A 25,071-nucleotide genomic window follows, 5' to 3' on the forward strand; every position below is an offset into this window, starting at 1 on the left:
TCAGAGGGGCCGCTAGGTGTGCCCCCTATGAGAGCTTAATGCGAAACCACGTTCTACGAAAGTGGTGATTCACTCAGCTCTTATCAACGCATCTGGTCGACAACATACATATGGTGGCGAACGACCCGTGCGGGCACGGTTGTCAATCGACAGAGGAAAGAGGAAAACTTGGCTAAGAAAATTCTTGTCTCATTGGGTATCCACGTCGACGCTGTGGCGGGCTGGCTTGGCTCTTACGGCGGTGAAGACTCGCCCGACGACATCTCACGCGGGATGTTCGCGGGAGAGGTCGGTTCGATGCGTCTGCTAAAACTGTTCGAGCGTGAAAATCTCAAGACCAGTTGGTTCATCCCGGGCCATTCGATCGAAACCTTCCCGGAACAGATGAAGGCGGTCGCGGCGGCCGGTCACGAGATCGGCCTGCACGGGTACAGCCACGAGAACCCCATCGCGATGACGCCGGAGCAGGAAGAGGCCGTGCTCGATCGCAGTATCGAACTGATCACGCAGTTATCGGGCCAGCGGCCGACGGGGTACGTGGCGCCCTGGTGGGAATTCAGTCCGGTGTCGAACGAACTGCTGATCAAGAAAGGCATCAAGTACGACCACAGCCTGATGCATAACGACTTCCACCCGTACTACGTTCGCGTTGGCGACACGTGGACCAAGATCGACTACAGCAAGCACCCGAGCACCTGGATGAAGCCGCTGGTGCGCGGGCAGGAGACTGGTCTGGTCGAGATCCCGGCGAGCTGGTACCTCGACGATCTGCCGCCGATGATGTTCGTCAAGAAGTCGCCGAACAGCCATGGCTTCGTCAATCCGCGCGACATCGAGCAGATGTGGCGCGATCAGTTCGACTGGGTCTATCGCGAATACGACTATGCCGTGTTCCCGATCACGATCCACCCGGACGTCGCTGGTCGTCCACAGGTGCTGTTGATGCTCGAGCGCCTGATCGCCCACTTCCGCGCTCACGACGGCGTGCGCTTTTGCACCTGCGACCAGATGGCCGACGACTTCCTGGCCAACCATCCGCGCGGCTGATCTGGCTGTGGGGTCTAGCTCGTGCATATGGCGCCGGGCGTAACGATATGTATTTGGGAGATAACCAATGAGAACAGGCTCGCAGCCCCTCAATGAACCCGCCGTCGGGACGGTTTCGACGACGACCACGTATACCCGGTGGATCCAGTTGGGCCTCGGGCTCATCTGCATGATGTCAATCTCCAGTCCGCAATACGTCTGGACGATGATGACCCAGCCGCTTGCCGCCAAGCTCGGCGTCGCGCTGCCCGAACTGCAGGTCACGTTCTCGCTGGTCCTCATTCTGCAGAATTTCTCTTCCCCGGTTCAGGGAAGATTGATCGACCGCTTCGGTCCGCGGCTGATGATCTCGATCGGTACCCTGACGGTAGGCCTGAGCTGGGTGCTGGCGTCGCTGGCGCAGAGCGTGATGATGCTTTATCTCACGTACGGCGTGCTGGGCGGCATTGGAATGGGCAGCGTCTACGTCGGCGTGGTCGGGCTCATGATGCGCTGGTTCCCAGACCGCCGGGCCTTTGCCGCCGGTGTGGCGGCTGCGGGCTACGGCATGGGGGCGATCGTCACCACCTTCCCGATCGCGTGGTCGCTGCAAACGCGCGGCATCGATGCCACGTTGTGGATCTTTGGGATCTTGTTTGGGGTGGTCGGCGTTGCCGCCGCGCTCGGCTTGCGCCTGCCGCCGCCGGAACTCGAAGCAGCTCCGCCGCGCGCGGTCGAGCATTCCATGGGGCGGCACCTGAGCCCGTCACAGGTACTGAAGACCCCGATCTTCTGGCTGCTGTTCCTGATGATGGCGATGATGTCCACCTCGGGCCTGATGGTCACGTCGCAACTGGCCACCTTCGCCGCGGATTTCGGCGTGACCAGGGTGCTCGTGTTTGGCATGGCGGCGGTGCCGCTGGCACTCACCATCGATCGCTTCGCTAACGGCCTGACGCGCCCGCTTTTCGGCTGGGTCTCGGATCGGATCGGGCGCGAAAACACCATGTGCATGGCGTTTGCATTCGAAGGCGTTGCGATGGCTCTGTGGCTGCTCACGCGCGAAAACGCCGTGCTGTTCGTGCTGCTCTCGGGCGTGGTGTTTCTCGGCTGGGGGGAGATCTATTCGCTGTTCCCCTCGACCCTGACCGACACCTTCGGCACCGACCATGCGATCGAAAATTACGGCTGGTTGTACCTTTCGACGACTGCCGGCGCGATCTTCGGCGGGCCCGTTGCCGCACTGGTGCATCAGCGCACGGGCAGCTGGATGCCGGTGTTCGGCACGGCCATCACTCTCGATCTTTCCACCGCACTGCTCGCAGTGTGGGTCTTGAAGCCGATGCGCAAGCGTTTCCTGACGGGGCAGCCGCGGTGAAGAGCAAGCCAGCACCACACGGAGCCTGAGCATGTGTGGAATGTGCGGGCTGCTGGGCGGCGGCAATCACTGGTCTAACGCGAACCTGCCGGTGGAAAGGGCAAACACGCGACGCCAGCGCCTCATCCATGTGGCACTGGCGAACCGCGTGCTCACCTTGTATCGGCTCAGGCTCGACGATTTTCATGGACAATCGTTCGTCCTGTCGTCGCCGACGGGCGCACGCGAACTGGTGGGCGATTTCGCGCAGGTTTGGCGCGTTGCCGAGCAGATGCTGGGAAGACCGCTCGATCCGCTTACCCTTTTTGACACTGACGAAGCGACGCCACTTTCGACGCCACCCTTCGACGATCGAGCGGCCGCCGGCATCGGCCACCATTTCGCGGACAAGCAATCTGCATCATGAGCCCTAGCTACGACATCCTGCCGGTCACGCTCGTCACCGGTTTTCTTGGCAGCGGAAAGTCGACATTGCTGGCCGACGTGCTTCATGGCGACGCGGCAAAAGACACCGCCGTCCTGATCAACGAGTTCGGCGAAGTGGGACTCGACCATCTGCTGGTCGGTGAGGTCGATGCACGCACTGTGCTGCTCGATAACGGCTGCGTCTGCTGCTCGATTCGCGGTGAGCTCAAGGAGGCCCTGGCAACGCTGTTTTCGCAACGCGCGCGCGGGGACCTGCCGCCGTTTTCCCGAGTGGTGCTGGAGACCACAGGCCTTGCGACACCGGCGCCGATCATCGCGACACTGCTCGCCGATCCAGGCACCCGCAGTCACTATGCATTGAACGCGACTGTAACCGTGGTCGACGCGCTCCACGCGGTGCAGCAGCGCGCCCGGCATCCGGAATGGCTGGCGCAAGTGATCGCTGCCGACCGGATCCTGATCAGCAAGTCTGACCTGGTCGACCCTGCGAACATTGCCGCGCTGGTCCGCACGCTCGCGACACTGAACCCGGCCGCGGAAGTGCTGGTACGCGCAAGCGAGGCGGAAATGGCCGATGTACTCTTCACTCCCGCTATCACGACTGATCTGATGCGCCGGCTCGGCAGCGGGCAACGCGCGTTGGCGCGCGGGGCGGCATTTCCGGGCTTCGATTCGGCTACCCCCGTGGAACCCGCCACCGAATTTAATAGCGCGCGCGGCGAGGGCAGTTACCGCTCCAGGTCGAGAGACCCTGTGTCGCTCGCGCACCATCGCGCGATGCCGTCGCTTGCTGTGCCCGAACGACCGGCGTCACCGGACATCTTGTCATTCTGCATGCAGATCGACGAGCCGATTGACTGGCAGGTATTCACAATCTGGTTCACACTGTTGCTGAACCGTCACGGTGATAAGATTCTGCGCGTCAAAGGCCTGTTGTCGATCGTGGGCTGCGCTCAGCCGGTGGTGCTGCACGCCGTGCAGCACGTGGTCCATCCGGTGCTGCATCTTGACGCGTGGCCCGATGCCCAGAGGAGGTCGACACTCGTCTTCATCACGGAGGGGCTCGCACGCGACAGGGTCGAAGCATCCTATGCGCGGTTCCGTCAACGACTCGAAGAACCTGATCATTGAATACAGTCCGCGCCAAACCCTCACGTCGCAGGCCCGATCCGCCGACGCCTCATTCGCCAGCCGTGGGGTCAGGCGATACACCAGGCACATCGTCCCGCGGGTTCTGGTGCAAATAGCCGATTGTTGCGAGAACGGCCTGTCGGCAAGTTATGTTCAGATACTTCGAGGATCGGACCTTGGTGTCTTCGGGCAGCACGCCGTCAGCTTTCATCTCACGGACCGCCCGGTGTGAGGCCGCGTTGCCCTCGAGCGTGACGGCGTGCGGTGCGCGCCCCTGATCAAACCCGATAAAAGCGCCAGATTCTGCACGAAAAGGACGATCACCCAAAGCACGTCTACGAAAATCTAGATCTCACGCCAGTCAATCACGCAATCCGTTGCATGTACTTCGGCAAATCCGGTTCGGGCAGCACCGCAAGCACCTTTAGCCGCCTCAACGTGCGATCTTTCGCGGCATGCAGATGCGCACTTAGTGCTGCGGTTGCCGCGTCGACATCATTCTCGAGCAGATGCCGCAATACCGCGCGATGTTCCGTTAGCGTCGCCACGTCGGGATGCAGATTGAAGGCGTTATGGAACGCATGATTCACCGTCAGCGGCATGTGTGCATGCCCGATCGTGCGCAGTAGCTTCTTGTTGTGCGCATGCTGCAGGCAGTCGACGTGCAGTGCGATCTCAAGCCGCTGCAAGCCATCCGCATCGATAGAATCCGGGTCGCGGATCGCAGCTTCGATTTCGGCATACGCATGGGCGAGTACATCATGCGCGAGCAAAGGCTGGCTGGCGCGAAGCGCGGCCGGCTCAAGCAACATCCGCAGTTCATAGTCCTGCGCTACCGCTCGCGCAGTCAGCGGACCGGCAAGCCAGTGCGAGTAAGCGGACTTCTCGACCAGTCCGAGATCGCGAAGTCGGTTCAGCGCTTCACGTACCGTACTGCGACTCACGCCAAATGCTTCCGCCGCTACGCTCTCGTCTATGCGGAAATGACCGAACGCGATCCCGATCGAGACTGCCGCTTCGAGCACGTGGTAGATTCGCTCGCTGTTCGACGGCAGCGCTAGCGCAACGGGTGCATCGTCCAGGCCGAGCGTCACTTCGGACAACGGTGCGCGTAGCGGCGCAGCCACGCTACCGTCGGGATGTGCGACCAGGTAGCCGCGCCCTTCGAACGTGTGCAGCAGCCCGCTGGCATGGAGCATCTCAAACGCCTTGCGTACCGGCACGCGGCTCGTGCCGAAGATCTGTGCGACCGGTCCCTCGACCAACACCAGTCCAGGAGACACGCGTCCGAGCGCAATCGCCTTCTTCAAGTGGTCGTGGATCAGGCGGTAGCGTAGTCGGGTGTCGGCATCAACCGCAGCTTCCGCAAGCGAGGGCGGCAGCGAAACCGGAGCGCGTGTGCGTCTTGTCATCTTCAGGTTTGTTGTGCGTCAGGCTTGCATGAATTCATTCCAGCGACGCACCAGGTAATTATGCTCGTCCATCACGGAGTTCCACACCGCGATGCGGCCCATGCGCGATACATAGTTGCCGCCATCGCGTTGCTGACCCGCGGCGATCAGGTGCTTGCTGGTCGGGCCCGGGAGTTCGAACTCAGCGGGCTTGCCATCGTACCAGTAAGCCCATTCCGCAGCGTCGAGATAGCCGCGCGAGCGCTCGGAGTTGGAGATATAGAATCCCTGTCGCGCCATGGCCGCGCCAGCCCATCCGTCGAGCCACCAGTTGAGGTAATCATACGCGGCGTCGAGTACGCGTCCCTGCGCGACGCGCGACAGCGACATCCCTCCGAACCATGCGCGGTACCCTTCTTTCGGACTGGCCAGCCGGAATTGCAGACCGGCGCGCTGAAGTTCGACGGCCGCGGGCGACCAGACGCTTTGGATCACAACCTTGTTGGCAATCATCATCTGCGCAGCGTCTGCAAAAGTCGACCAGAAGCCGGCAAAGTGGCCGCGCCGCTTGAAGCCGATCAGCGCATCGATTTCTTCGATCGTCAGGTTGCCAATGTCCGCGAACTGCATGAGACCGCTGGCCTCAACCGCGAGCGCGGCGTCGATTGCGCCGATAGCCGCGTCCGCCTGCAACGCAACGCGACCGGCCAGTTCCGGCGCAAGCAGCCACGCCCAGCTTTCCGGCGTCGCCGCCAATGCCGGTGGTAGCGTGTCGCGGAGATAGACGAAGCTGTCCGCGTTGTGCGTCAGCGGCAGCATACTGATACGATCGGACGCCTTGCGGGCGAGCGAGCCGTCAGCCTGTACGTAAAGGCGATTAACCGGAACGCTGCCGGCGCTTGCGCACTTATGCCGCGCGAGGCTATTCGCGCGCGGCAGCGAATTGACTTCTTGCCAGCGCGAGATTCGCGTGACGTCGATCGGTTGAAGCGCCCGCGCGGGCCACAGGTAATCGATACTATGAAACCACTGGTCGTAGATTTCGTAGCTCTCGGGGTGCATCACGCCAGCACGCTGGACCGCCGAGCTGTCGTCGACGATGAAACGCAGCCGGATCCCCAGATCTTCCTCGGCCTGCTTGCGAATGTGTTCCTGCAGCGTGGACGTAGTGCCCAGTACCCGCAGTTCGACCTTGCCCCGGTGAACCGCGGGTGCGCGGGACGGTCGGGACGATGTGCCTGGTGTATCGCCTGACCCCACGGCTGGCGAATGAGGCGTCGGCGGATCGGGCCTGCGACGTGAGGGTTTGGCGCGGACTGTATTCAATGATCAGGTTCTTCGAGTCGTTGACGGAACCGCGCATAGGATGCTTCGACCCTGTCGCGTGCGAGCCCCTCCGTGATGAAGACGAGTGTCGACCTCCTCTGGGCATCGGGCCACGCGTCAAGATGCAGCACCGGATGGACCACGTGCTGCACGGCGTGCAGCACCACCGGCTGAGCGCAGCCCACGATCGACAACAGGCCTTTGACGCGCAGAATCTTATCACCGTGACGGTTCAGCAACAGTGTGAACCAGATTGTGAATACCTGCCAGTCAATCGGCTCGTCGATCTGCATGCAGAATGACAAGATGTCCAGTGACGCCGGTCGTTCGGGCACAGCAAGCGACGGCATCGCGCGATGGTGCGCGAGCGACACAGGGTCTCTCGACCTGGAGCGGTAACTGCCCTCGCCGCGCGCGCTATTAAATTCGGTGGCGGGTTCCACGGCGGTAGCCGAATCGAAGCCCGGAAATGCCGCCCCGCGCGCCAACGCGCGTTGCCCGCTGCCGAGCCGGCGCATCAGATCAGTCGTGATAGCGGGAGTGAAGAGTACATCGGCCATTTCCGCCTCGCTTGCGCGTACCAGCACTTCCGCGGCCGGGTTCAGTGTCGCGAGCGTGCGGACCAGCGCGGCAAGTGCCGACCACACGCAGTCGAAACGGCTGAAATTCGATGCAGCGCGCCCAACTGGCGAGTCCATCCGACACGCGTGTAACCACCTTCGCCGCTTGCCCGATCATGGCGCCCGCATCAGGAACGAGTGCCAGCTCGTTGGCCAAGAACCCGTGAATCTGATCACGGCACGGCAGCGGCGGTTCGTCTTCCGGCATCATCGCTGCGATGATCGCGCCGAGCGAGTCGCCCTGCGAAGCGTCGACGATTCTGGACGGATTGACGCCCGCGATGGCGCGGTCGCGAACCTGATAGTCAGGGCAATAAAGGAGTTCTTCGATCCGGTAACTGTTCGATCCAAACGCCGCCGTCAGACGGCCGTGCAATCCAGCGACGGTCCGCGAGATCTGCGCCGCGACATTCTTCGTTTTGGCCGCGTAGGTTTTGACAAGGCCGCTCTCCGTCTCCTCGAGCAACCCTGCCTTCTGCTCGATGACAGCGATCCTTCCCGGCGGACTGACAACGATGAAATCCGCTTCACCGAACACGGAAAACCCGCTACGCAACCGGGTCCAATGCACGCCGTGGTACACCGTATAGGTATCGGCAAGCGTTGTCTGAAGCAGCGAAAGCGTTTCGACTTCGCGCTGCGCACCGCCGCTCAACCGCAGCAGGTCCCATCCGTCGGGAAATATTCGAGCCATGTTATTGAATCACCGAACGATGCAACGTGGGCACAGCTTAGCGCCGGTAAAGTGCCGCAAGCGCCTGCGCTTCCTCGGCCAACTCCGCCCGCAGCTTCTCTGGCGCCATCACTTCCACATAGGGCCCGAACGAACGCAACCACCAGCGCAGACGCTGACTGAGCAATACCGTACCCTGCGCATCAAGACCGGCGCTCGTCGGCCGGGTTTCCTGATCTGCCGCGAAAGGTGTCTCGAGAAGGTGATCGCCGGCGCCGTTGAGGAAACGCAACTTGAGCATTACCTCGCCTTCCACCATGAAGTCGAACTGGCGCTGCTGCTTGACGTAGTCGTCGAGCTTGAAAGAACACGGATACGAAAACGACTCCAGCATCATTGCCGCGCGCGCCAGGCGGTCGAGCCGGTACATCGTCGGGTTCGAACGACCTTCAGTGCCTCCGATCAGATACACGAGGCCGCCTACCTCGACCAGACCGAGGGGCAAGATGACCTTGCACTTGTCGTTCGTCACGTTGGAGCGCGGACGATAGACAATTTCCAGTTTGCGCTCGTGAAACAGCGCCTGGGAAATCGTGGCGAAGGTCACAGGATCAATCGCGGGATATCGCAACGCGAAACCGCTATGTTCAACCGCGACCTTCTCCGCCCATCGGCTGTAACGGCGCTCGTCCTCAGTCACTGCCATTTCCAGACGTTTGTCCGCGACCTTGAACAGATCGGACAGCGCCTCGGCGACCAGCGTTGGGATTTGCCGCGATGTGAAGCTACGCAGCATGTGCAAGGCCAGCGCCTCTTCGCGCGTCATGATGGCACCGGACTTTCCGGCCATACCGCCCGCGCCGGCGCCTTTACGCCATGTCCACGCCGCGCCGCGCTTCTTCATTTCAACGAAACCCAGGCGTTGCAGTTCCTCCAGCCGCCGTTGCACCGTTTTAACGACCGGCGCGTCAGATTCAATGACCTCCAGCTTCTTGTGAACATCCGGGGTGCTGAGAAACTCTGCGTTGCCATCGCCATTGGGCAATACGCTAATTATCTTGCTATCAAGGGTGTCCATGCTGCAGAACTTCGAATGGTTAGGGGGTTTGCATCATAGAGGTTAACGGCGGGGCGTAACGAATCTTAATTGAGCACCGAGGAAACTGGGGTGATGCTTTCAACTAAAGAAATAGCCCGCGCGCCCAACAATGCGGAGATGCGGTTCACCGTCCCGCACGGCCGAATCTCACGACGCCGCGGAATTTTGCGCCCGAAAGCATTCGCCCACACCGACCCAGAAATCACTCATCGATGCAAACGCCGCTCACTCATCCCAACGACAACGAACGTATCAATGCAGAGATCTGCAAATATGGCTATCCGCATTTCAGAAGCTTGCGCAAGCTTGTGTTCAAGGATCCCACCGCCGACACCGACGCAAAGATTCACAAGGAAAATCGCCGCCGTTTGCTGGCGAAAATCGCCGAAACGATTGCCCGTGGCGCCTACAACCCGGAAATCGGTATTGACGAATTCTGGAAACTGGCTTGGGCCCGTATTGTTTATAGCGGAACGCTTTCAAGCAAAGCAAGCCGTGAAATCGATAGCATGCAGAACTTCGCGCCGTTTCGCGATTTCCGTGAAGCAGCCAATGGGTCGTTCCAGCTTGACAAGAAACAATGGGGCAAATTCTCCGACCACTGGAAAGATCACTTTGCCGGCTCCAGTCAGTTTGTCGCCGCCGCAGCTCAGCTTTGCGAGAACGAAAAGACAGCCGGGCACCTGACACTTGAAGACGCGCTAACGTTTTCGAACGATGAAAAGCACGCCCGTCGCCTCAGAGAATGCTTCTCAGCAGAACACTGACAAGCGCAGATTCCGCATTGGGTCAAACGCCTCGAACATCGCGGTGAACAGCTCAACGTGTATGACACACTCAAGCGTTCAGCCAGCTACAAGACCGTAGCCGGTGGCACATGGCGCAAGCTGTGGGAACGCATATTGAGTGACGGCGTTCGTCCGGAAGAGATCACCATGGACCATGTACGCGCTCTTATGCCAAACAGGAGGAGCGCGAGAAAATTGAGCGTGCCAAGGCTGCCGTCACGGAACGCGATTGGGCTGAATACGTACCGGTCTGGACAAGCTATGAAGAGATCACGAACAGGCACTGGCTGTCTTTTGCCAAATCAGACCTGGGCTGGCAGGCAAGCCTGTCGCGTTTCTTCGTCAACACGACGAGCAGCACACGCGATCTGATGACAAAGTCCAATGCCTACGCGGGCATCCGTTTCTCCGCAGATGAAGACAAGGTCGAAAAATACCTAAGGCTTGCCGCCGAACTGGAACGGGTCGAACGCGAAGGTCCATTGCCGGTGCTTCTGTACTTTACTGGCAATGGCTACGACCGGACACAGCATCGCAGCGATGAAGAGAAATTTGACGAAGTGCAAAAGGCCTTCGAGCAATACCTTGGATTCGTCACGTCGCTGCACGCGATGATGGACCTCGGCTTCCCTACGGTCAAACCGGATCGCGTTCCGACCTAACTTTTTTCTCCCAGCTCGGTTGGCTGAAACATATGCCCTCTGACACGCCAGACGACGTGTTCAGTAAAACCTATACGAAGCCTGCCGTCGTCAAGGAAGTCATTGCGAGAGCGCTCGTACTTGCAGAACAATTCCCGGCGGAGAGCCTGAATCCTTTCCGTCAAATCGACATCTGGTTCGTCAAGTACGGACAGGAGCCAGAACGCGACTACGGCATCACGACGAATCTGCAGCGTCGACAGCCTATCGAGCAGTTGTACGCAGCGGTCAAGCTGCCTGTTGACGGTCCCCGGAAGGCCGGCTTGCCAGAGGGCGACGCAGCGTAAGGCGACTCGCCCTCTTCAAACAATCGACTCGAAGCTGATCGGCACGAACACCGCCGATCAGCGGGGCTGAAACATGGCAAATATGGCGCGTTCGACATCGATTGCGCGCCACATCTGCGGTCCATTCAAGCTGTCGCGCCAATGCCACGCCAAACCACGCAGGCAGCCCTCGTTCAATTGTTCGGCAACGGCCTGCGTGAAACTGCACCAGCTGGCATACTCGCGCTGGATTCGTCGCAATTGGACCGCCCCCACCCCGTTTGCAAATGGCCCGTTTGCCGCCCATGGGCTGCTCTGCAAGCCTTTGCAGATCCTGTTGTCATATACCGCTGCGCACCTTGGATCCAGCAGCGCAATTACTTTCGAAGCGAACGGCGTGCGGCCCAACTGGTTGATTCCGGCGAACATTCCCAGCGCCGCGCCTGGATTCCCCGCCCTAATTGCGTTGTCAGCGTCTTCCAATACGTCCGCGATCTGCCCGGCGCTGGTGGATTGCTGATTACCCCGCCCAACAAGGTGTCGGTGGACACGGATAGCCGCGAACGCCGGACTGAACGTATAAAAACCCCACAATACGATCGATGCCGTCCCGAGCAATCGTTCAGTCGCGTTGCTGGATCGCAGCAGGCGCTCGTGATACGCATCCAGCGTCGCGTCGGTCACGTCACCTTGCGCTGGAGTCACGATTTTTGCCCACTGACCGCCCGGCAACGCGAAGTCGCCGGCGTGATCGTCGAGAACAAGATGTGCGGCCGGATAAGCATATTCACTACGGAAACTGACGATCTGCATTGCTTGCGCGTCAGTGATCTGCATGCCTGTATGCAGGAAATTCTCTGGAAACACTAACTGCCTCTCCTTTTACCCTTGACGCTCGCACAATCGGGGAGTGTCATTCAGGACGACCGTCGTACCGCTCTCGCGCTGGGACGTAGATTGACTTGATGCACGGTCGCCCTGTTAGTACACGGCTGCGCGCCACTCATCGCTATATCGGCGTGTGTGGAGGTTTCTTTAAAGCAAAGCGGAAGCCGGCGTCTGCTAGACGTATGCGCTCAAAAGAACGCGCGGCTCCGTTCGACGTCGAACGCTATACGCCCAACCCGGCGTCGATTGCCGACAATATGTCCACAGCGCGCCCTTCAATGCCGATGCCAAGTGCTGGATCTATCTGCGGCTCGCGAGCATTGATGCGAATCACCCGTGGGCCGTGTCGCTCACTGAAGCGCCGGACCGTAGGCAGCGCCGTGCCGGCTCCAACCTCGACGACAACAGGCCGTTTGACCGACGCTAACCAGCCGGCGAGGCGTGCGGCCTGCGCATCAGCGCGGGATGACAGCCACGCCGCGTCCCAGAACATCAGGATATTCGGCCTCGCTATCGCGCCGCAGCGCTGGCAGCGCGGCAACGGGCCAATGTGGCGGCACGCTCGCTCGTCGATCCGCGGCACGAAGTCTGCAGCCGGTTCGATTCGCGAGGAACACGGCTCGGTGCACTGCATATAGTGAATCGAGCCGTGGTGTTCCTCGATACGGTCTTCCGGGAAACCCGCCCGTTGGAATTGCCCGTCCACGTTGCTCGTGAAAACAAATGCGTCCCGACGCATGCGCCCGGCCCAGCCTCTGAGCATGGCGAAGCCCGGATGAGGTTCGACCTCGCGATAAAGTTTCAGGCGGTGTCCATAGAACCCCCAGGCCAGTTCCGGCTCCTCCATGAAGGCGCGCGGGTTGGCGATAGACTGAAAATCGCGCCTTGCTTCGGCCAGCGCCGGGTAGGCGCGCCACAAGCCTGCATTGCCACGGAAATCAGGCAAACCAGAGTCGACACCCATCCCTGCTCCTGCCGTGATCAGCAGCCCATCTGCTTCGCGAAGCCATGCGATCGCTTGCTGTATATATTCGTCTCGCATTGAAGTCACCTCGATATCCCTGTTCCCCGCATGCTCGCCGTTTTCTGACCAGAAAATCGCCGTCTGTTCATTCGGCTGCGCCCGTACTTCTCGATCATGCTACCGCCTCATTGAGACAAATGGCGTCTGAGTGCCAAGCTGGCCGACGAAAATCGAATGAGACAGCCGTTGTCCGATCGCACCGCTATCGTGTCGCTGTGCCGACTTCGAAACGAGGGAAATGAAACAAACGTTAATCACGGCGAAACCCCTGCGCCAACATCGCCTCCGCATGCTTACCCACTACTCGCAACTCACTTCACACTGTCAACAAATTAGTGATCCTTTTCATTGTTGAAATTGAGCGATGGCCTTCGCAAGCGTGAACCAGCGGCGGTTCAGCCGTCTTGCCGGCCCGCTGCACCACTGCATCAATGCACCGCTCGTTCTTATGTGGGACCGTGCCAGCCGAATAGTCCGGTTGCAACGGGGCTGGAGCAGACCTTATTTCCGTGGGGGAAAAGTCAGATGGATTGCCATATCGACACTCAAGATAACACTGTCTTTCAAGGACGCGCCCTGCCCAGCAGAAACGCGGTAAAGCACATCGGCATCGTGCTGTTCAATGGTTTTTCGCTTCCGGAAACAGTTTCTATCGTTGAAGCATTTCAGTCAGCGAACCGATTTGCGGAGGACGGACAACGCGGCGTATCGCGCTATGACGTCCAACTGCTTTCGGCGGCTGGCGGCCGGATCGCCAGTTCGTCATCCGTCTTTGTATGGACAGATAGTGTTGAAGCGCGCGGTCATGCACACGACTTCCATGCTTTGTTCATTGCGGGTGGCACGGGCGTGCATGAGGCCGTCCGCGATGAGCGGCTGCGGAGTTGGCTGCGCCGCGCCCATTTTCGTAGCGAATGGGTTCTTCCTATCGCAGAAGGTCAGTTCCTGCTCGAAGCCGCAGGGTTTGCATCGGCGGCCGGTGTCGGCAGCGCCAGCGCTCGCGTGCCGCACATGAACGCTCGCCGAGGTTTCGGTCTAAGCACGTCACGTGAAGTATTGAGTCCACTGGAAAGCGCATTGAGTCTCATCGAAGCAGATCTCGGTACGGAGATCACTCGCAAAGCCGCCTCGTGTGTCGCGCCGCCGGCATCCACGCAGTTCACATCGGCCTTGCGTAGGAGCGCCTCGGGAGGCGTTAGCGACAAGATCAGGACTTCCGCCCAGTGGTTGGAAGCAAACAGCGAACGGCCGATTTCCATCGACAAAGCGGCAGGGCTTGCCGCCATGAGCGAGCGTAACTTTCTTCGCCGGTTCAAAGCGGAAATGGGGGTAACGCCATCCGACTATCTGCTGTCTGTGCGACTCGACATGTGTTGTCGACTTCTTGTCGAAACCACGCTACCGGTGGACAAGATTGCGCGACGGTGCGGATTCGGCTGCGGTGCACAGCTCGCCAAGCTGTTCCGCAAACATATTGGGGCAACGCCCACCGAATATCGCGCCAACAAGCGTCAGTCGAATGACTGCCAATAGCGCTCGAGTTGACGCTTAGCTTTCCTGCTTAAACAGAGCGGACGCTTCCCTACTTGTTTGCTCATAAAATTATGCATTGGTCGAGACATGATTTGACCACATGCGAGAGCACACTACTCACTACTGAACAGCAAGGAGCGCGACAGTATGCGAAACCTCGATCCATATACGGTGGATATCAACGGACATCCGCGCAATCGAACGAATCGGTCCAACGGTGCAGTGTTACGCATCGGCCTGCGCTTGTGGGGTTTTGCCGAATCCGAGGTCGACACATGGATACGGGGTCTTCCGGTACTGGAAGGGCTGCTATCCTGGGAGATCGCTCATCACCGGGACGGCGACGGCGCGGGCATGATCATCCACGTGGTGAAATCGTCATCTCGGGCGCTGGGATCTTTTTGCTGGAACTGCGTGGGCGCCAGCGAAGCAATTCGGGCATCGAAGCAGTCCTCGCGTGTGGAAATGGCCTTGTTTTCCGGTGACGAGACCCGTTTGCCGCTGGTTCGGTCCGGACTATGGGCGATGGCAGGAGCACGTTCCACCGAATCGGCGCTTCATTCGCTGGCTCACGCCGTGATCGTGCCGCGACTCCTGCGTCAGCGAGTGGGACAGGCAACGGACGCGGTCCGTTTGGCCCCGCGCCCTCCGCGTTGCGGATCCAATCCGCTATAAGACGAACATCAAAGTAATCGTTCGTCGCCGATTGCCCATGATACTCAGAAGTCTTCCGCCCGACGCTCCCAGAAACCGGGTTCGTCATGGTGAGCATTTTTGCGCGCGTACGCGAGGCCGATGACGAGTAAACGCATGTGAGGCAAACGTAGCGTGCCATCAGGATATTCGAGGAACGCTTCGAGTTCGCGATACGACGGGTGGTCGCGATCGAATGGCACGTCGATATAGATCGCTCCGCCATAGCTTCGCATCACACGTTCGTCCGCAACGTCCCCGCACGGCGCCCACGCGTAACCGCGCGCGTCGAGCGATGCGATGATCGCCGCTCGCGCAGGGTGATCTTCCCAGTGATGTGGTGAACGCTCCCCCGATGGGTTATCGGAAAAAGTGACGAAGAGCGCGTCGCGCTGCTTACGACGCGCGATGGCGTCGATATGTTCAATCATCTGTGGCATGGCAGTATCAGGAGATGGATGGAATGCCATCGTGCCAGCCGATCGGGATATTTCGTGTCCCGACTATCCGGTCGGCTGGCCGGGTTTTCATGACGCCTCCGGCAGGCCGGCAACGTTCACTGAGAATCGAATCCGTTCGACAGACCGCTTGCCCGAAGAACGCGTGTCTGCACGGCCTGTTCAACGATGGACTGCCCCCCGGCGCTGGCGATGGTCAGGAAACTGCGCGCACGGGTAATGCCGGTATAAACCAGTTCGCGCGTGAGCACGGGACTCGGTGCTTCGGGCAACACCAGCGCGGCATGGGTGAACTCCGAACCCTGAGACTTGTGCACCGTCAACGCGAAAACGGTTTCGACAGCCTGCAGCCGGCTCGGCAGCACCCATTTGATGCGATGTGAGCCGTCGCCCGCTGCAAATGCAACGCGCAAACTCCAGGCACCGTCTGCTACGGGGAGCGCCAATGTAATGCCAATGTCGCCGTTCATCAGTCCGAGTTCGTAATCGTTGCGCGTCACCAGAACCGGACGCCCCAGATACCACCCACCCGTCACGGCAATCAGGCGCTCTTCCTGCAGCAGGCGCGCGACGCGCCGGTTAAGTCCTTCTACGCCCCAGCCGCCGCGCCGCAGTGCGCACAGCAACTGGAACGCGCCATGCGCCTCCAGCACGCGGTTCGCCCAAGCATCGAACGCCGCTGTGTCCGCGCCGTGCTGCGGCTGGGTATCGCGCAGTACCTGCAGATAGTAACGATAGCCCCGCCGCCCGTTCGCGGACGACTCACGAGCCTCGGCGTCATCGCGCACAATGCCGTCGACAACGAGCGCCTTGAGCGCCGCGTCATTCCGCTCCGAGCATTCGAGCAGCGCGAGATCGGCGTAGCCTTGCGCCAATACCTTGGCGACCTTGCTCGAATTGCCCTGGTTGACGGCTTCGGCCAATTTGCCGATGCCGCTTTTCGCCGAAAATCGGTGGCTAAACCGCAGCATCGCAATCGACTGATCAAGCGCGGTGCCGTTCGCGTCGAGATGCGTCCCGTCGATCTGCTCGCCCGTCATCTCATGCAGCCACGCTCGCGTCGCCAGCGTGTAGTGCCCGTCGCCCGCACGCTCACACAATTCGCCGAGCACCGCGCCGGCTTCGACCGACGCGAGCTGGTCCTTGTCGCCGAGCAGAATCAGCCGCGCGCCCGCGGGCAACGCATCGAGCACCGCGTTCATCATCTCCAGATCGACCATCGAGGCTTCGTCGATCACAAGCACATCGAGCGATAGTGGGTTGCCGGCGTGATGCCTGAAGCGCCGCGAGTCGGGCCGTGTGCCGAGCAACCGGTGCAACGTCGTAACAGCCACCGGGATCGCGGCGCGTATCGCGTCGCCTTGCGGAAAAGTGGCGAGCGGCAGACGCGCGACGGCACCCGCAATCGATTCGTTCAGGCGCGCCGCCGCCTTGCCGGTCGGCGCGGCGAGGCGAATGCGCAACGGCCGTCCGTCTTCGCCGGCTGCCAGCGCCAGCCGCTGTAATAACGCCAGCAGCTTCACGACCGTGGTCGTCTTGCCGGTGCCTGGGCCGCCCGTAACGATACTGAAGGCGCTGCGCGCAGCGAGCGCGCAAGCGAGCTTCTGCCAGTCGGTCTGAGCGTCGGCGTCGTTTGCGCGCGGGAACAGCGTGTCCAGCGCATGGGCCAGCCCGTCGCCGTCCAATTCGCGCTCGAGTTGCGCCGCTGCCCCGAGGCGCACGCCAATCGCCCGGACAACGTTTTGCTCATACTGCCAGTAACGGCGCAGATAAAGCCGCGTACCGACCAGCACCAACGGCGTCTCGCCGGCGCCGACGCTGACAAGTTCAGGATGAGCAAGCGTTGCCAGCCAGCGCTCCAGCGTGATGTTTTCCAACACCTTCGAAGGCATCGCGACGGCGGTCTCGTCATCGAGGGTGTCACGCGCGGCGCTTCCATCGGGCGGCAACGACAGGACGAAAGCCGGATCGGCGAGCGTCGCTTTGAGATCGAGGCAAACGTGGCCGCGCCCCAACTGGTGACTGGCCAACGCGGCCGCGAGGATCAGCAAAGCATGTGCATCCGCCACCTCGCGCGCAAGAAACCCCGCGAACGCGTGATCGACATCGCGCAGCCAGCCCCGCTCAACCCAGCCTGCGAGCAAGCGCTCCATCTGCTCACGGCCATCCAGACTGCGGGGTGCAGCGGTGGGCATATCGGAAAGAGTCGCGATCATGCCGCCTCCCTATCATCAAGTTGGTCGTCGCCCGTAAAGAGCGCATCCAGCCGCTCGATCAGCTCACGTGGCGGCCGTTCGGCATGGATTCCTTGGGTTGACGAATTCAGTCCGCGCAGGAACAAATAGACCCCGCCGCCCATGTGTTCGTCGTAGTCGTAGTCGGGCAGCCGTGCCTTGAGAAGTCTGTGCAAGGCGAGCAGATACAGCACGTACTGCAGGTCATAGCGCGAACGAAGAATCTGCGCGCGAATCTTCTCGGCCGTATAAGCCGCGTCATCCGGACCGAGCCAATTCGACTTGTAGTCCGCAACGTAATAGCGGCCTTCGTGCTCGAACACGAGGTCCATGAAGCCTTTCAGCATGCCGTTCAGTTGCGCGGCTTCCAGTGCCGGGCGCTCGGCTTGGCCCAGCGTGTATTCATGCACGAGGCGATCGATCGCCGCCGTATCGACACGATGAGCCGCGAGCCAGAACTCCATTTCGCCGATCGATGCCCTCAAGGCAGACAGTGTGATCGACGCCGCCTTCATGCCGCGCTTCTGCGCCAGTTCGAACGGTGTCGAAACGATCTGCAGGACCCATTCAGTCAAGGGTCCGATCCAGCGTTCCCAGCCTCGCACACTACACCGTCGGGCCACCACTTCGCGCAACGGCCCGGGGTCGGCGGCCACTTGGGCGAAGCCGTGCTTCGCGGCCCATTCGAGCAGATCGTGCAGGAACGTGCCCTGCTCCGAACCGCGCGGAAAGTCGTGCAAGGCGCGCGCGGCCGCCGGCGTCGCCGACGCATGCCGCGCCGCCTCCGCGGTCACACCAATGCGTTCTTCGTCGACATCGGCTTCGGCATCACGTGCTTCGGTGAACGTGTCTTGCCGCGATGTGTCGGGCGCGACGTGCACGCTCTCTTCGGCCGACTTCAGGCTCGAATAGCTGGCGACCCACCACGGCTCGCGCGTCACGCGCGCTGATTCGCGCGCCTTCCCCGCTCGTAGTTCTTCGCCATGACTGACGATGCGTTCGTTGACGGGCTCCGGCGCCGACGTCACCGCGATGTTGTCGGATCCGCCGAGCACGTCTTGCAGGCAGCGCTGCAACGCCTCTACCTCGAACGGCTGCCTGCCGTTGAGCAGATAGCCGATCGCGCTGCGCTCGAGTTCCTTGAGCGGCGCCATACCGATCCAGGTCGCGTAACGCGCACGCGTCAGCGCGACATAGAGCTTGCGCAGGTCTTCGCCGAGGCGTTCCTCGTCGACCTTTTTCAGCACATCGCCTGCGTCGGCAAGGGCGACGTGCAACGTGCCGTCCGCGTCGTGCCATTTGAGCGGCAGGTCCGTCGCTTCGGCAGGACGATGCGTACATGCGAATGGAAGGAACACCAGCGGATACTCGAGTCCCTTCGATTTGTGAATCGTCACGACTTTGACGAGGTCGCCGTCGCTTTCCAGACGAATCTGCCGCGCATCGCCACCGCCGCCTTCTTCGGACGCCTCGCGTTGCTCGACCAGGTAGCGGATCAGGCCATGCTCGCCTTCGATCAACGTACTCGCCTGCTGCAGCAGTTCGGCCAGATGCAGCACATCGGTGAGGGTCCGTTCGCCGCCGTGCACGCCTTCCGCATCATGCGAGTGCAAGCCGATAAGCCGCGCGGGCACCGAGAAGTCGTTCAGCAGGCGGCGCAGCATCGGCAGCACGCCCTGACGGCGCCAGCATTCCCGATAGCCGCGAAATTGCATCACGCACGCCTCCCACGCCAATTCGTCGCCATATAGGGCATCGAGTTCGGTCCAGCCGAGTCCGAGGGTCGAGGTCGCCAGCGCCGTGCGTACGAGTCGTCCGTCGTCCGGCTCCGCGCAGGCGGCAAGCCAGTGCTGCAACTCCGCAGCCTGCGCGCTCTGGAAGACCGAGTCCTTGTCGGACAGATAGACCGTGCGCACGTTGCGCGCGGCTAGCGCGCGGCGGATCGCGTCAGCCTCGATGCGATTGTTGACGAGCACGGCCATGTCGGCAGGACGCAACGGCCGCTGACCGTCGCCGCCGACGAAACCAGCCTTGCCTTGCTGACCCAGTTTGAGCAGGCGCACCATCTCGGTCGCACAGCTCGCGGCCATCTGCTCGATATACGCACCCTTGCTGAGCGGCTTGCCGTTGTCACTGGGCGGCAGCCACCATGCCGTCAACGCGCGCGGCGTTTCGCCATCGACAACGAATGCATCGTCACGGCCTTTGGCGCTGACGTTAATGAAGGGCACGGGATTGCCGTCGTCGCTGCGAAACAGAAATGCGCCGCTATCGCGTTGCTCCGCGACGTTGAAGCAGTGATTCGTTGCGTCGACCATCGCGTGCGTGGAGCGGAAGTTCTTCGCAAGCGTATAAAGGCGCGAACCGCACGAGCGACGCGCCGCGAGGTACGTATGAATGTCGGCGCCGCGGAACGCGTAGATTGCCTGCTTCGGGTCGCCGATCAGGATCAGCGCGCTCGTCGCGTCGTTTTCGGCAGAGCGGTAGACCGAGTCGAAAATGCGGTATTGGACCGGGTCGGTGTCCTGAAACTCGTCGATCAGCGCGACGGGAAACTGGTTACGGATGATTTCGGCCAGACGTTCTCCGTTCGGGCCTTGCAGTGCGGCGTCGAGTTGTGTCAGCAGATCGTCGAAGCCCATTTGCGCGCGGCGTGCCTGCTCGGTCGAGAAACGCTCGGCGACCCAACGCGCCGCGTGCGACAGCACATCGTTGCACCCATTCGGCAGCGCGGCGAGTTCGTCGCGTAGCATCGTGAGTGCGACGAAGCCCGGGTGCGAGGGCGGCGTGCCTTGTTTGCAAAAGCGTTTGAGCCCGTCCGGCGTCAAGCGCTCCCATGCATTGTCGGGCAGCGAAAGCACTGTTGCCTGCGGGTTGCCAGCCCATTCGCTCAACGTGCTGAGCCACGCGTTGCAATTGGCCGGTCCAAGTTCCCGTCCGGCATACTGCCCAGCGGCCCGAGCGGCATCCAGCAAGTCCTTCATTTCAGCGGGCCATTTCTGCCACGGCGCCTTGATCCCGGCCAGCCGCCGCGCATGTTCGTCACGCGCGTCTTTTAGCGCGACGTCGGGTGCGGATGCATCCGGCAGCAGTGGAGCGACATCGACCAGATTGCGCAGCTTTTTCTGCAATGCTTGCGGACCGGACACCCACTCGCTAATCGTTGCGGCCTCGGCGGCGTCGAGCGGCGCCATGAAAGTACGCCAGTAATCGCGCACGACTTCCGCCAGCAATTCGGCCTGGTTCGTTTCGAGCGTCTGGCTGAACAAGCTGTCGCTGTCGAATGCGTGTTCGCGCAGCATACGGTTGCACCAGCCGTGAATCGTCGATACCGCCGCTTCATCCATCCATTCGGCCGCGAACTGCAGCCTTCGTGCACAGGCGGGCCACTCGTGCGCCGGGTATTCGTTGCGCAGCGCGCGCAGCATGTCTGCATCGGCAGGCGCGCGCGGATCCTCGCCATGCGGCTCGACCTGAAAGTACGCTGCCGCCTCCGTCAGCCGCGCGCGGATGCGATCACGCAGCTCCTTCGTCGCCGCATCGGTAAATGTCACAACGAGGATCTCAGGCGGTGTCAAGGGACGCGCGCGGTCATTCGACCGGTCGTGGCCCAGCACCAGCCGCACGTAGAGCATCGCGATGGTAAAGGTCTTGCCGGTGCCGGCACTGGCCTCGATCAGGCTGCGGCCGGACAGCGCAAAGTCCAGCGGATCGAGCGGTTGCGGCGTGTGCATTGCCTTCAAAGGTGACATCGGCGCGTTCATTCATCGGCTCCTGCCGCGTTGGCAGCGGCTTTATCTTTCTTCTTGACGGCAGCCAGCAGCGGGCCGAGCAACAGTTCAGAGAACGAGGCGAACTCGCCGCTGGCGGACAGCGCATCGAAATCCGCATAGGCGCGGCGCAGGCTTGCGCTCTGCTGCACTTCGCCCTTGTTAAAGCCGCCTTCGTACGTCGAGCGTGCGGCCTTTTCTGCCAACGCCAGTGCCTGCTCGGAATCGGCGCCAGCGCTCCTGAATAACCACTCGAACGCCGACTTCAACGCAAGTGGCAACGGTTTGCGCATCCCGTATTCCCACGCGCGCAGCAAGGCCGCCAGATGAATCTCGGCCGCGCCCGTCTCCAGCGGCTTCATCTCGACGGTACCCTTCTTGCTGACGATCACGGTCGCCACAGAACGCCCTGCAAGATTCGCTGCCAGATGCTGGACCCAATGGCCAATCAGCTTGTGATAGCGATACGTTCTCCCCTCGATCAGTTCGCTCGTCTCCAGTAGAACACGCGACTGCCTGCCGGCGTCATCGGTACGCCACCGGCCCAGCCAATCGGCCAGCAACAACACCTGACTTTCACCTTCGGTCTGAAAGCGGATTTCCTGTTCACGTTCGATTGCAACGGGCCAGCGGGCGAGTTGCCGCCGATACTCGCTGAACAGGGTGTCCATCGGTTCGAGAAGCCCATCGCTCGCGATATCGCCAAAACCGCCCGCCGCCACGTCGCCCCGGCGACGGATGACAGCCATCCGCGCTTCACGCGCGCCGACGGTCGCTGCCTCGTCATGCACCGCGACGGCCTGCGCATGAATCAACTCGTCCTGCAGTTTCCATGTCTCGAGCGCGTCAAGATCGAACGGCTCCAGGTCATCGCTCGCTGCTTCCTCAGAATCGAGCGCGACGCGCAGGCGCTGGTTGAAGAACGCCTTGACCGGGTTCTTCAGGAAATCCGTCAGTTCGCGAATGGACAGAGGCTCGTCGCGCAAAAGCGGCGCAAGCAGTGCGTCCAGCGACGACGTGCCCGCATCATCGCTTCGCGGCGCCCTGCGCCATTCTGCTGCGTAAGTGAAAAGCGGCGAACCGTTTGTGTTGGACGTGAAGTAATCGGAACTGAACGGCTGCAACCGGTGCTCGACCGTCAGCGCTTCAGACAGCGCGTGTCGACCGCTGTTGTTTCCGCCCGCGAGCTGCCAGCCTTCGACAAGATGGTCGCGAAGCTGGCCAACTAGGACGGACGGCGGGCGCTCGCTGTTGTCGTTGATGCTGCGGCCCACCCAGGACACATGCAGATGATCCCGCGCCGACAACACCGCTTCGAGCAGCAGATAGCGATCGTCCTCGCGGCGCGAGCGGTCGCCGGGGCGGTAGTGGCGGCGCATCAGGTCGAAATCCATCGGCACGCGCGTGCGCGGATAGTCGCCGTCGTTCATCCCAAGCAGACACACACGGCGAAAGGGAATTGCACGCATCGGCATCAAGGTGGCAAACGTCACGGCGCCCGCAAAGAAGCGTTGCGAAAGCCCCCCTTCGTCAAACTGGGTCAGCCAATAATCCGCGACGACAGAAAGCGGCAGCGTGTCGGTCAATCCGGCCTCGGTGCAGGCATCGAGCCAGTTGTGCAGCACGTTGTCGAGACGCGAGAGCGTGTAGGCGTCGGTGTCGTCGCCGCTGCTGAAGAATGCATTCTTCAGCGCACGCAGGCGTTCGCACCACGTTTCTACCGTCGCGGGTTCGCGCAACGTGCGCCACATTTTGTCGAGCTCGTCGATCAGCCTGACGAGCGGCCCCAGGAGCGCGGCGTCCAGCCCGCCCACTTCGCTGAAGGGCTCGATGTCATGCCACGCGCCTGCTTCGCTGCCGACGGCATAGCCCAGCAGCATTCGACGCATGCCGAAGGCCCACGTGTGGGGTGCGGCTGCTTCCTCGTCCAGCGGCAAACCGAGGCTGGCACGCTGTTCGGCATGCAGTCCCCAGCGGATGTTGGCGCCGCGGATCCACGCGCGCAGCTTCGGCAAGTCGCTTTCGCCGATGCCGAAACGCTTGCGCAACGCCGGCACGTCGAGCAGATCGAGCAGATCGCTGACGGTCAGACGCGAATGCGGCAGACCGAGAAGCGTTTCGAGCGCACCGACGAGCGGGTCGGCCTTGCGCTGACCACGATCGGCGACGCTGAACGGAATGTAGCGCGGGTCATCCCGCTCGAGCAGTCCAAACACTGCCTGGATATGCGGCGCGTACGCTTCGATGTCTGGCACCATCACGATGATCTCGCGCGGCTTCAGGTTCGGGTCCGCATTGAATGCCGCCAGCAGTTGGTCGTGCAGGATCTCGACCTCGCGTTGCGCGCTGTGCGCGACATGAAAGCGGATCGAATCGTCCGACGCCGGATCGACAGCGGGCCATTCGATCTGCGTCTCGCGCAGCGGACGCAGATCCCGGATGTCGTCCTGCAACTGCTGCAGCAGGCTGGATGCGTCGCGCTCTTCGAACAGATCGATACGCTGGCCAATACCCGCGAACTGCGGACGATAGCGCTCCCGCGCTTCCATGCTGTCGAACTCGTCGAGCAGCCCGATGAAGTCGCGCCCCTGCTTGCCCCATGATGCGAGCAACGGATGGGCGTGCAGATGCAGTTCTTCAGCCGGCAACTCGGCCGGCGCACCTTCCCGGCGCTGCTGCCGCGAATGTTCGGCGCGCAGGAGATCCTTGTCAGGCACGATGTCGGCCCAGTAGTGGGCGCAAGGATTCGGCACGCACATCAGCACCTGGGTCCAGCGCGCGAGTGCAGCTAAAGCTTCCAGCGACTGGCGCGGCAGACTCGAAATACCGAAGACAATGATCCGCCGCGGCAGGCCGGCTGGCCGCTCGTCGCCCGGCCACGCACTGACTCGCTGCAAGAACGCCTCGTGCACCGCGGCGCGGCCGCCATCCGACGCGACGTCCTGAGACGCGCCGTCGAGCGAGCTCGCCACATCGGCGACCAGTTCACGCCAGAGCGCCGCCTGCCAGTGTTGCTCGTCCGGCAACGCGTCACGCTTGCCACGTGCATCGAGCACGACATCGTCTCCTTGCGCCCAGCTCGCGAGCCAGTCTGCGCGGTACATCTGATACTGGTCGAACAGATCGGCAATCCGCTCCGCGAGCTGGAAACGCTTGCGACGGTCGTCGTCGTGGCTGATGAAACGCCTGAGCGGCTCGAACATCGGCTGGTCGATCAGCGCCGGCAGGACACGCATCAGCCGCCAGACGAGCCGCGATTTGTCGAACGGCGATACGTCCGCCACCGATGCTTCGCCCAGCACCGCGCGATACGCCTGCCAGATGAAACGCGACGGGAGTGAGATTTCGAGCGCTGCGGCGATCCCGCAACCCCCTTCGCCGGTCGCGGGATCGCAGTTGGCGGCGAGTGCGAGCTTCAGCCATTGCGCAATACCGTTACTCTGTACGAGTATCGTCTCGTTCTCGAGTGGCGCGAGCGGATACCGCTTCGTCCATTCGATAAGCAGATCGCGAAGCCGCTCGGATCGATTGCCGTGGATCAGCATCAACCCGGGAGAGATGGAATTCAAGGGCAAGGAAGACTCCATGAGCGCGCGCGATTGGGCCCGGCACGCGCGGTGAGGGCGTGGCCGATTTCTGTTTGCGA

General features: G+C 61.6%; 19 protein-coding genes and 1 pseudogene. 9 read left to right on the top strand and 11 right to left on the bottom strand.

The features are described from left to right. Positions 1-168: 168 nt before the first annotated feature. The 4 genes from P0D84_RS35270 to P0D84_RS35285 all read left to right on the top strand — a co-directional run bounded on the left by P0D84_RS35270 (position 169) and on the right by P0D84_RS35285 (position 3,961). The gene (locus P0D84_RS35270; RefSeq protein ID WP_408344691.1) at positions 169-1,047 is read left to right on the top strand and encodes a polysaccharide deacetylase family protein; all 879 of its coding nucleotides are present in this window, start codon (positions 169-171) and stop codon (positions 1,045-1,047) included. Positions 1,048-1,114: 67 nt separating this feature from the next. Beyond that, the gene (oxlT, locus tag P0D84_RS35275; protein WP_408344694.1) at positions 1,115-2,404 is read left to right on the top strand and encodes an oxalate/formate MFS antiporter; all 1,290 of its coding nucleotides are present in this window, start codon (positions 1,115-1,117) and stop codon (positions 2,402-2,404) included. A gap of 31 nt (positions 2,405-2,435) precedes the next feature. Then, positions 2,436-2,810, top strand: a complete 375-nt coding sequence (locus P0D84_RS35280; protein WP_408344697.1) for a hypothetical protein — start codon at positions 2,436-2,438, stop codon at positions 2,808-2,810. Beyond that, positions 2,807-3,961 carry a CobW family GTP-binding protein gene (locus tag P0D84_RS35285; protein WP_408344701.1) on the top strand — a complete coding sequence of 385 codons (1,155 nt, stop codon included), beginning with the start codon at positions 2,807-2,809 and terminating at the stop codon, positions 3,959-3,961. Before P0D84_RS35280 ends, P0D84_RS35285 begins: the two co-directional genes overlap by 4 nt. A 151-nt stretch (positions 3,962-4,112) precedes the next feature. Here P0D84_RS35285 and P0D84_RS35290 read toward each other — a convergent pair. The 6 genes and pseudogenes from P0D84_RS35290 to P0D84_RS35315 form a co-directional block, all read right to left on the bottom strand. Further along, a pseudogene (locus P0D84_RS35290) lies at positions 4,113-4,238 on the bottom strand (IS6 family transposase); the annotation flags it as partial. Between the two features lie 88 nt (positions 4,239-4,326). Further along, complete coding sequence (locus tag P0D84_RS35295; RefSeq protein ID WP_408344704.1) at positions 4,327-5,373, bottom strand: GntR family transcriptional regulator; 1,047 nt, start codon at positions 5,371-5,373, stop codon at positions 4,327-4,329. 18 nt (positions 5,374-5,391) lie between these two features. After that, on the bottom strand, positions 5,392-6,537 hold the full coding sequence (locus P0D84_RS35300) for an ABC transporter substrate-binding protein (protein ID WP_408346290.1): 1,146 nt from the start codon (positions 6,535-6,537) through the stop codon (positions 5,392-5,394). A gap of 137 nt (positions 6,538-6,674) precedes the next feature. Further along, positions 6,675-7,238 carry a CobW C-terminal domain-containing protein gene (locus P0D84_RS35305; RefSeq protein ID WP_408344707.1) on the bottom strand — a complete coding sequence of 188 codons (564 nt, stop codon included), beginning with the start codon at positions 7,236-7,238 and terminating at the stop codon, positions 6,675-6,677. Next, positions 7,201-7,992, bottom strand: coding sequence for an NERD domain-containing protein (locus P0D84_RS35310; protein WP_408344710.1), 792 nt, complete (start codon positions 7,990-7,992; stop codon positions 7,201-7,203). Before P0D84_RS35310 ends, P0D84_RS35305 begins: the two co-directional genes overlap by 38 nt. 37 nt (positions 7,993-8,029) lie before the next feature. Next, positions 8,030-9,049 carry a helix-turn-helix transcriptional regulator gene (locus tag P0D84_RS35315; protein ID WP_408344713.1) on the bottom strand — a complete coding sequence of 340 codons (1,020 nt, stop codon included), beginning with the start codon at positions 9,047-9,049 and terminating at the stop codon, positions 8,030-8,032. 233 nt (positions 9,050-9,282) lie between these two features. On the opposite strand from P0D84_RS35315, the gene P0D84_RS35320 reads away from it, so the two are divergent. The 4 genes from P0D84_RS35320 (at position 9,283) to P0D84_RS35335 (ending at position 11,695) form a co-directional block, all read left to right on the top strand. Beyond that, positions 9,283-9,837 (top strand): hypothetical protein, encoded by a 555-nt coding sequence (locus P0D84_RS35320; RefSeq protein ID WP_408344716.1) that lies wholly within the window; start codon positions 9,283-9,285, stop codon positions 9,835-9,837. A 392-nt stretch (positions 9,838-10,229) separates the two neighbouring features. Next, positions 10,230-10,520, top strand: coding sequence for a hypothetical protein (locus P0D84_RS35325; RefSeq protein ID WP_408344719.1), 291 nt, complete (start codon positions 10,230-10,232; stop codon positions 10,518-10,520). A gap of 32 nt (positions 10,521-10,552) precedes the next feature. After that, positions 10,553-10,846 carry a hypothetical protein gene (locus P0D84_RS35330; protein ID WP_408344722.1) on the top strand — a complete coding sequence of 98 codons (294 nt, stop codon included), beginning with the start codon at positions 10,553-10,555 and terminating at the stop codon, positions 10,844-10,846. Between the two features lie 141 nt (positions 10,847-10,987). Then, positions 10,988-11,695, top strand: coding sequence for a hypothetical protein (locus P0D84_RS35335; protein ID WP_408344725.1), 708 nt, complete (start codon positions 10,988-10,990; stop codon positions 11,693-11,695). Between the two features lie 241 nt (positions 11,696-11,936). Here the strand turns inward: P0D84_RS35335 and P0D84_RS35340 are convergent, their stop codons facing one another. Continuing rightward, positions 11,937-12,755, bottom strand: a complete 819-nt coding sequence (locus P0D84_RS35340; RefSeq protein ID WP_408344728.1) for an SIR2 family NAD-dependent protein deacylase — start codon at positions 12,753-12,755, stop codon at positions 11,937-11,939. 507 nt (positions 12,756-13,262) lie between these two features. Here P0D84_RS35340 and P0D84_RS35345 point away from each other — a divergent pair. Beyond that, positions 13,263-14,270: a GlxA family transcriptional regulator gene (locus P0D84_RS35345; protein WP_408344731.1), complete on the top strand. Its 1,008-nt coding sequence runs from the start codon at positions 13,263-13,265 to the stop codon at positions 14,268-14,270. A gap of 719 nt (positions 14,271-14,989) precedes the next feature. Here the strand turns inward: P0D84_RS35345 and P0D84_RS35350 are convergent. From P0D84_RS35350 to recC, 4 genes are all read right to left on the bottom strand, one after another. Then, entirely contained in the window at positions 14,990-15,403 is a 414-nt protein-coding gene (locus tag P0D84_RS35350; RefSeq protein ID WP_408344734.1) for a hypothetical protein, read from the bottom strand. 116 nt (positions 15,404-15,519) lie between these two features. Then, a complete protein-coding gene (gene recD / locus P0D84_RS35355) occupies positions 15,520-17,637 on the bottom strand; it encodes an exodeoxyribonuclease V subunit alpha (RefSeq protein ID WP_408344737.1) in 2,118 nt (705 codons plus the stop codon). Further along, entirely contained in the window at positions 17,634-21,419 is a 3,786-nt protein-coding gene (gene recB, locus P0D84_RS35360) for an exodeoxyribonuclease V subunit beta (protein WP_408344740.1), read from the bottom strand. Before recB ends, recD begins: the two co-directional genes overlap by 4 nt. Then, on the bottom strand, positions 21,416-24,994 hold the full coding sequence (gene recC / locus P0D84_RS35365) for an exodeoxyribonuclease V subunit gamma (RefSeq protein WP_408344743.1): 3,579 nt from the start codon (positions 24,992-24,994) through the stop codon (positions 21,416-21,418). The genes recB and recC overlap by 4 nt, the downstream gene beginning before the upstream one ends. Positions 24,995-25,071 lie beyond the last annotated feature (77 nt).

This window comes from Paraburkholderia sp. RL17-337-BIB-A, assembly GCF_046025895.1.
Classification (GTDB): domain Bacteria; phylum Pseudomonadota; class Gammaproteobacteria; order Burkholderiales; family Burkholderiaceae; genus Paraburkholderia; species Paraburkholderia fungorum_C.

Bases quoted from the DNA above. Each gene is read 5' to 3' on its own strand.
- oxlT (WP_408344694.1), top strand. From the start codon at position 1,115: ATGAGAACAGGCTCGCAGCCCCTCAATGAACCCGCCGTCGGGACGGTT.
- P0D84_RS35280 (WP_408344697.1), top strand. From the start codon at position 2,436: ATGTGTGGAATGTGCGGGCTGCTGGGCGGCGGCAATCACTGGTCTAAC.
- P0D84_RS35285 (WP_408344701.1), top strand. From the start codon at position 2,807: ATGAGCCCTAGCTACGACATCCTGCCGGTCACGCTCGTCACCGGTTTT.
- P0D84_RS35295 (WP_408344704.1), bottom strand. From the start codon at position 5,373: ATGACAAGACGCACACGCGCTCCGGTTTCGCTGCCGCCCTCGCTTGCG.
- P0D84_RS35305 (WP_408344707.1), bottom strand. From the start codon at position 7,238: ATGGCCGATGTACTCTTCACTCCCGCTATCACGACTGATCTGATGCGC.
- P0D84_RS35310 (WP_408344710.1), bottom strand. From the start codon at position 7,992: ATGGCTCGAATATTTCCCGACGGATGGGACCTGCTGCGGTTGAGCGGC.
- P0D84_RS35315 (WP_408344713.1), bottom strand. From the start codon at position 9,049: ATGGACACCCTTGATAGCAAGATAATTAGCGTATTGCCCAATGGCGAT.
- P0D84_RS35320 (WP_408344716.1), top strand. From the start codon at position 9,283: ATGCAAACGCCGCTCACTCATCCCAACGACAACGAACGTATCAATGCA.
- P0D84_RS35325 (WP_408344719.1), top strand. From the start codon at position 10,230: ATGACAAAGTCCAATGCCTACGCGGGCATCCGTTTCTCCGCAGATGAA.
- P0D84_RS35330 (WP_408344722.1), top strand. From the start codon at position 10,553: ATGCCCTCTGACACGCCAGACGACGTGTTCAGTAAAACCTATACGAAG.
- P0D84_RS35335 (WP_408344725.1), top strand. From the start codon at position 10,988: ATGCCACGCCAAACCACGCAGGCAGCCCTCGTTCAATTGTTCGGCAAC.
- P0D84_RS35340 (WP_408344728.1), bottom strand. From the start codon at position 12,755: ATGCGAGACGAATATATACAGCAAGCGATCGCATGGCTTCGCGAAGCA.
- P0D84_RS35345 (WP_408344731.1), top strand. From the start codon at position 13,263: ATGGATTGCCATATCGACACTCAAGATAACACTGTCTTTCAAGGACGC.
- P0D84_RS35350 (WP_408344734.1), bottom strand. From the start codon at position 15,403: ATGCCACAGATGATTGAACATATCGACGCCATCGCGCGTCGTAAGCAG.
- recD (WP_408344737.1), bottom strand. From the start codon at position 17,637: ATGATCGCGACTCTTTCCGATATGCCCACCGCTGCACCCCGCAGTCTG.
- recB (WP_408344740.1), bottom strand. From the start codon at position 21,419: ATGAACGCGCCGATGTCACCTTTGAAGGCAATGCACACGCCGCAACCG.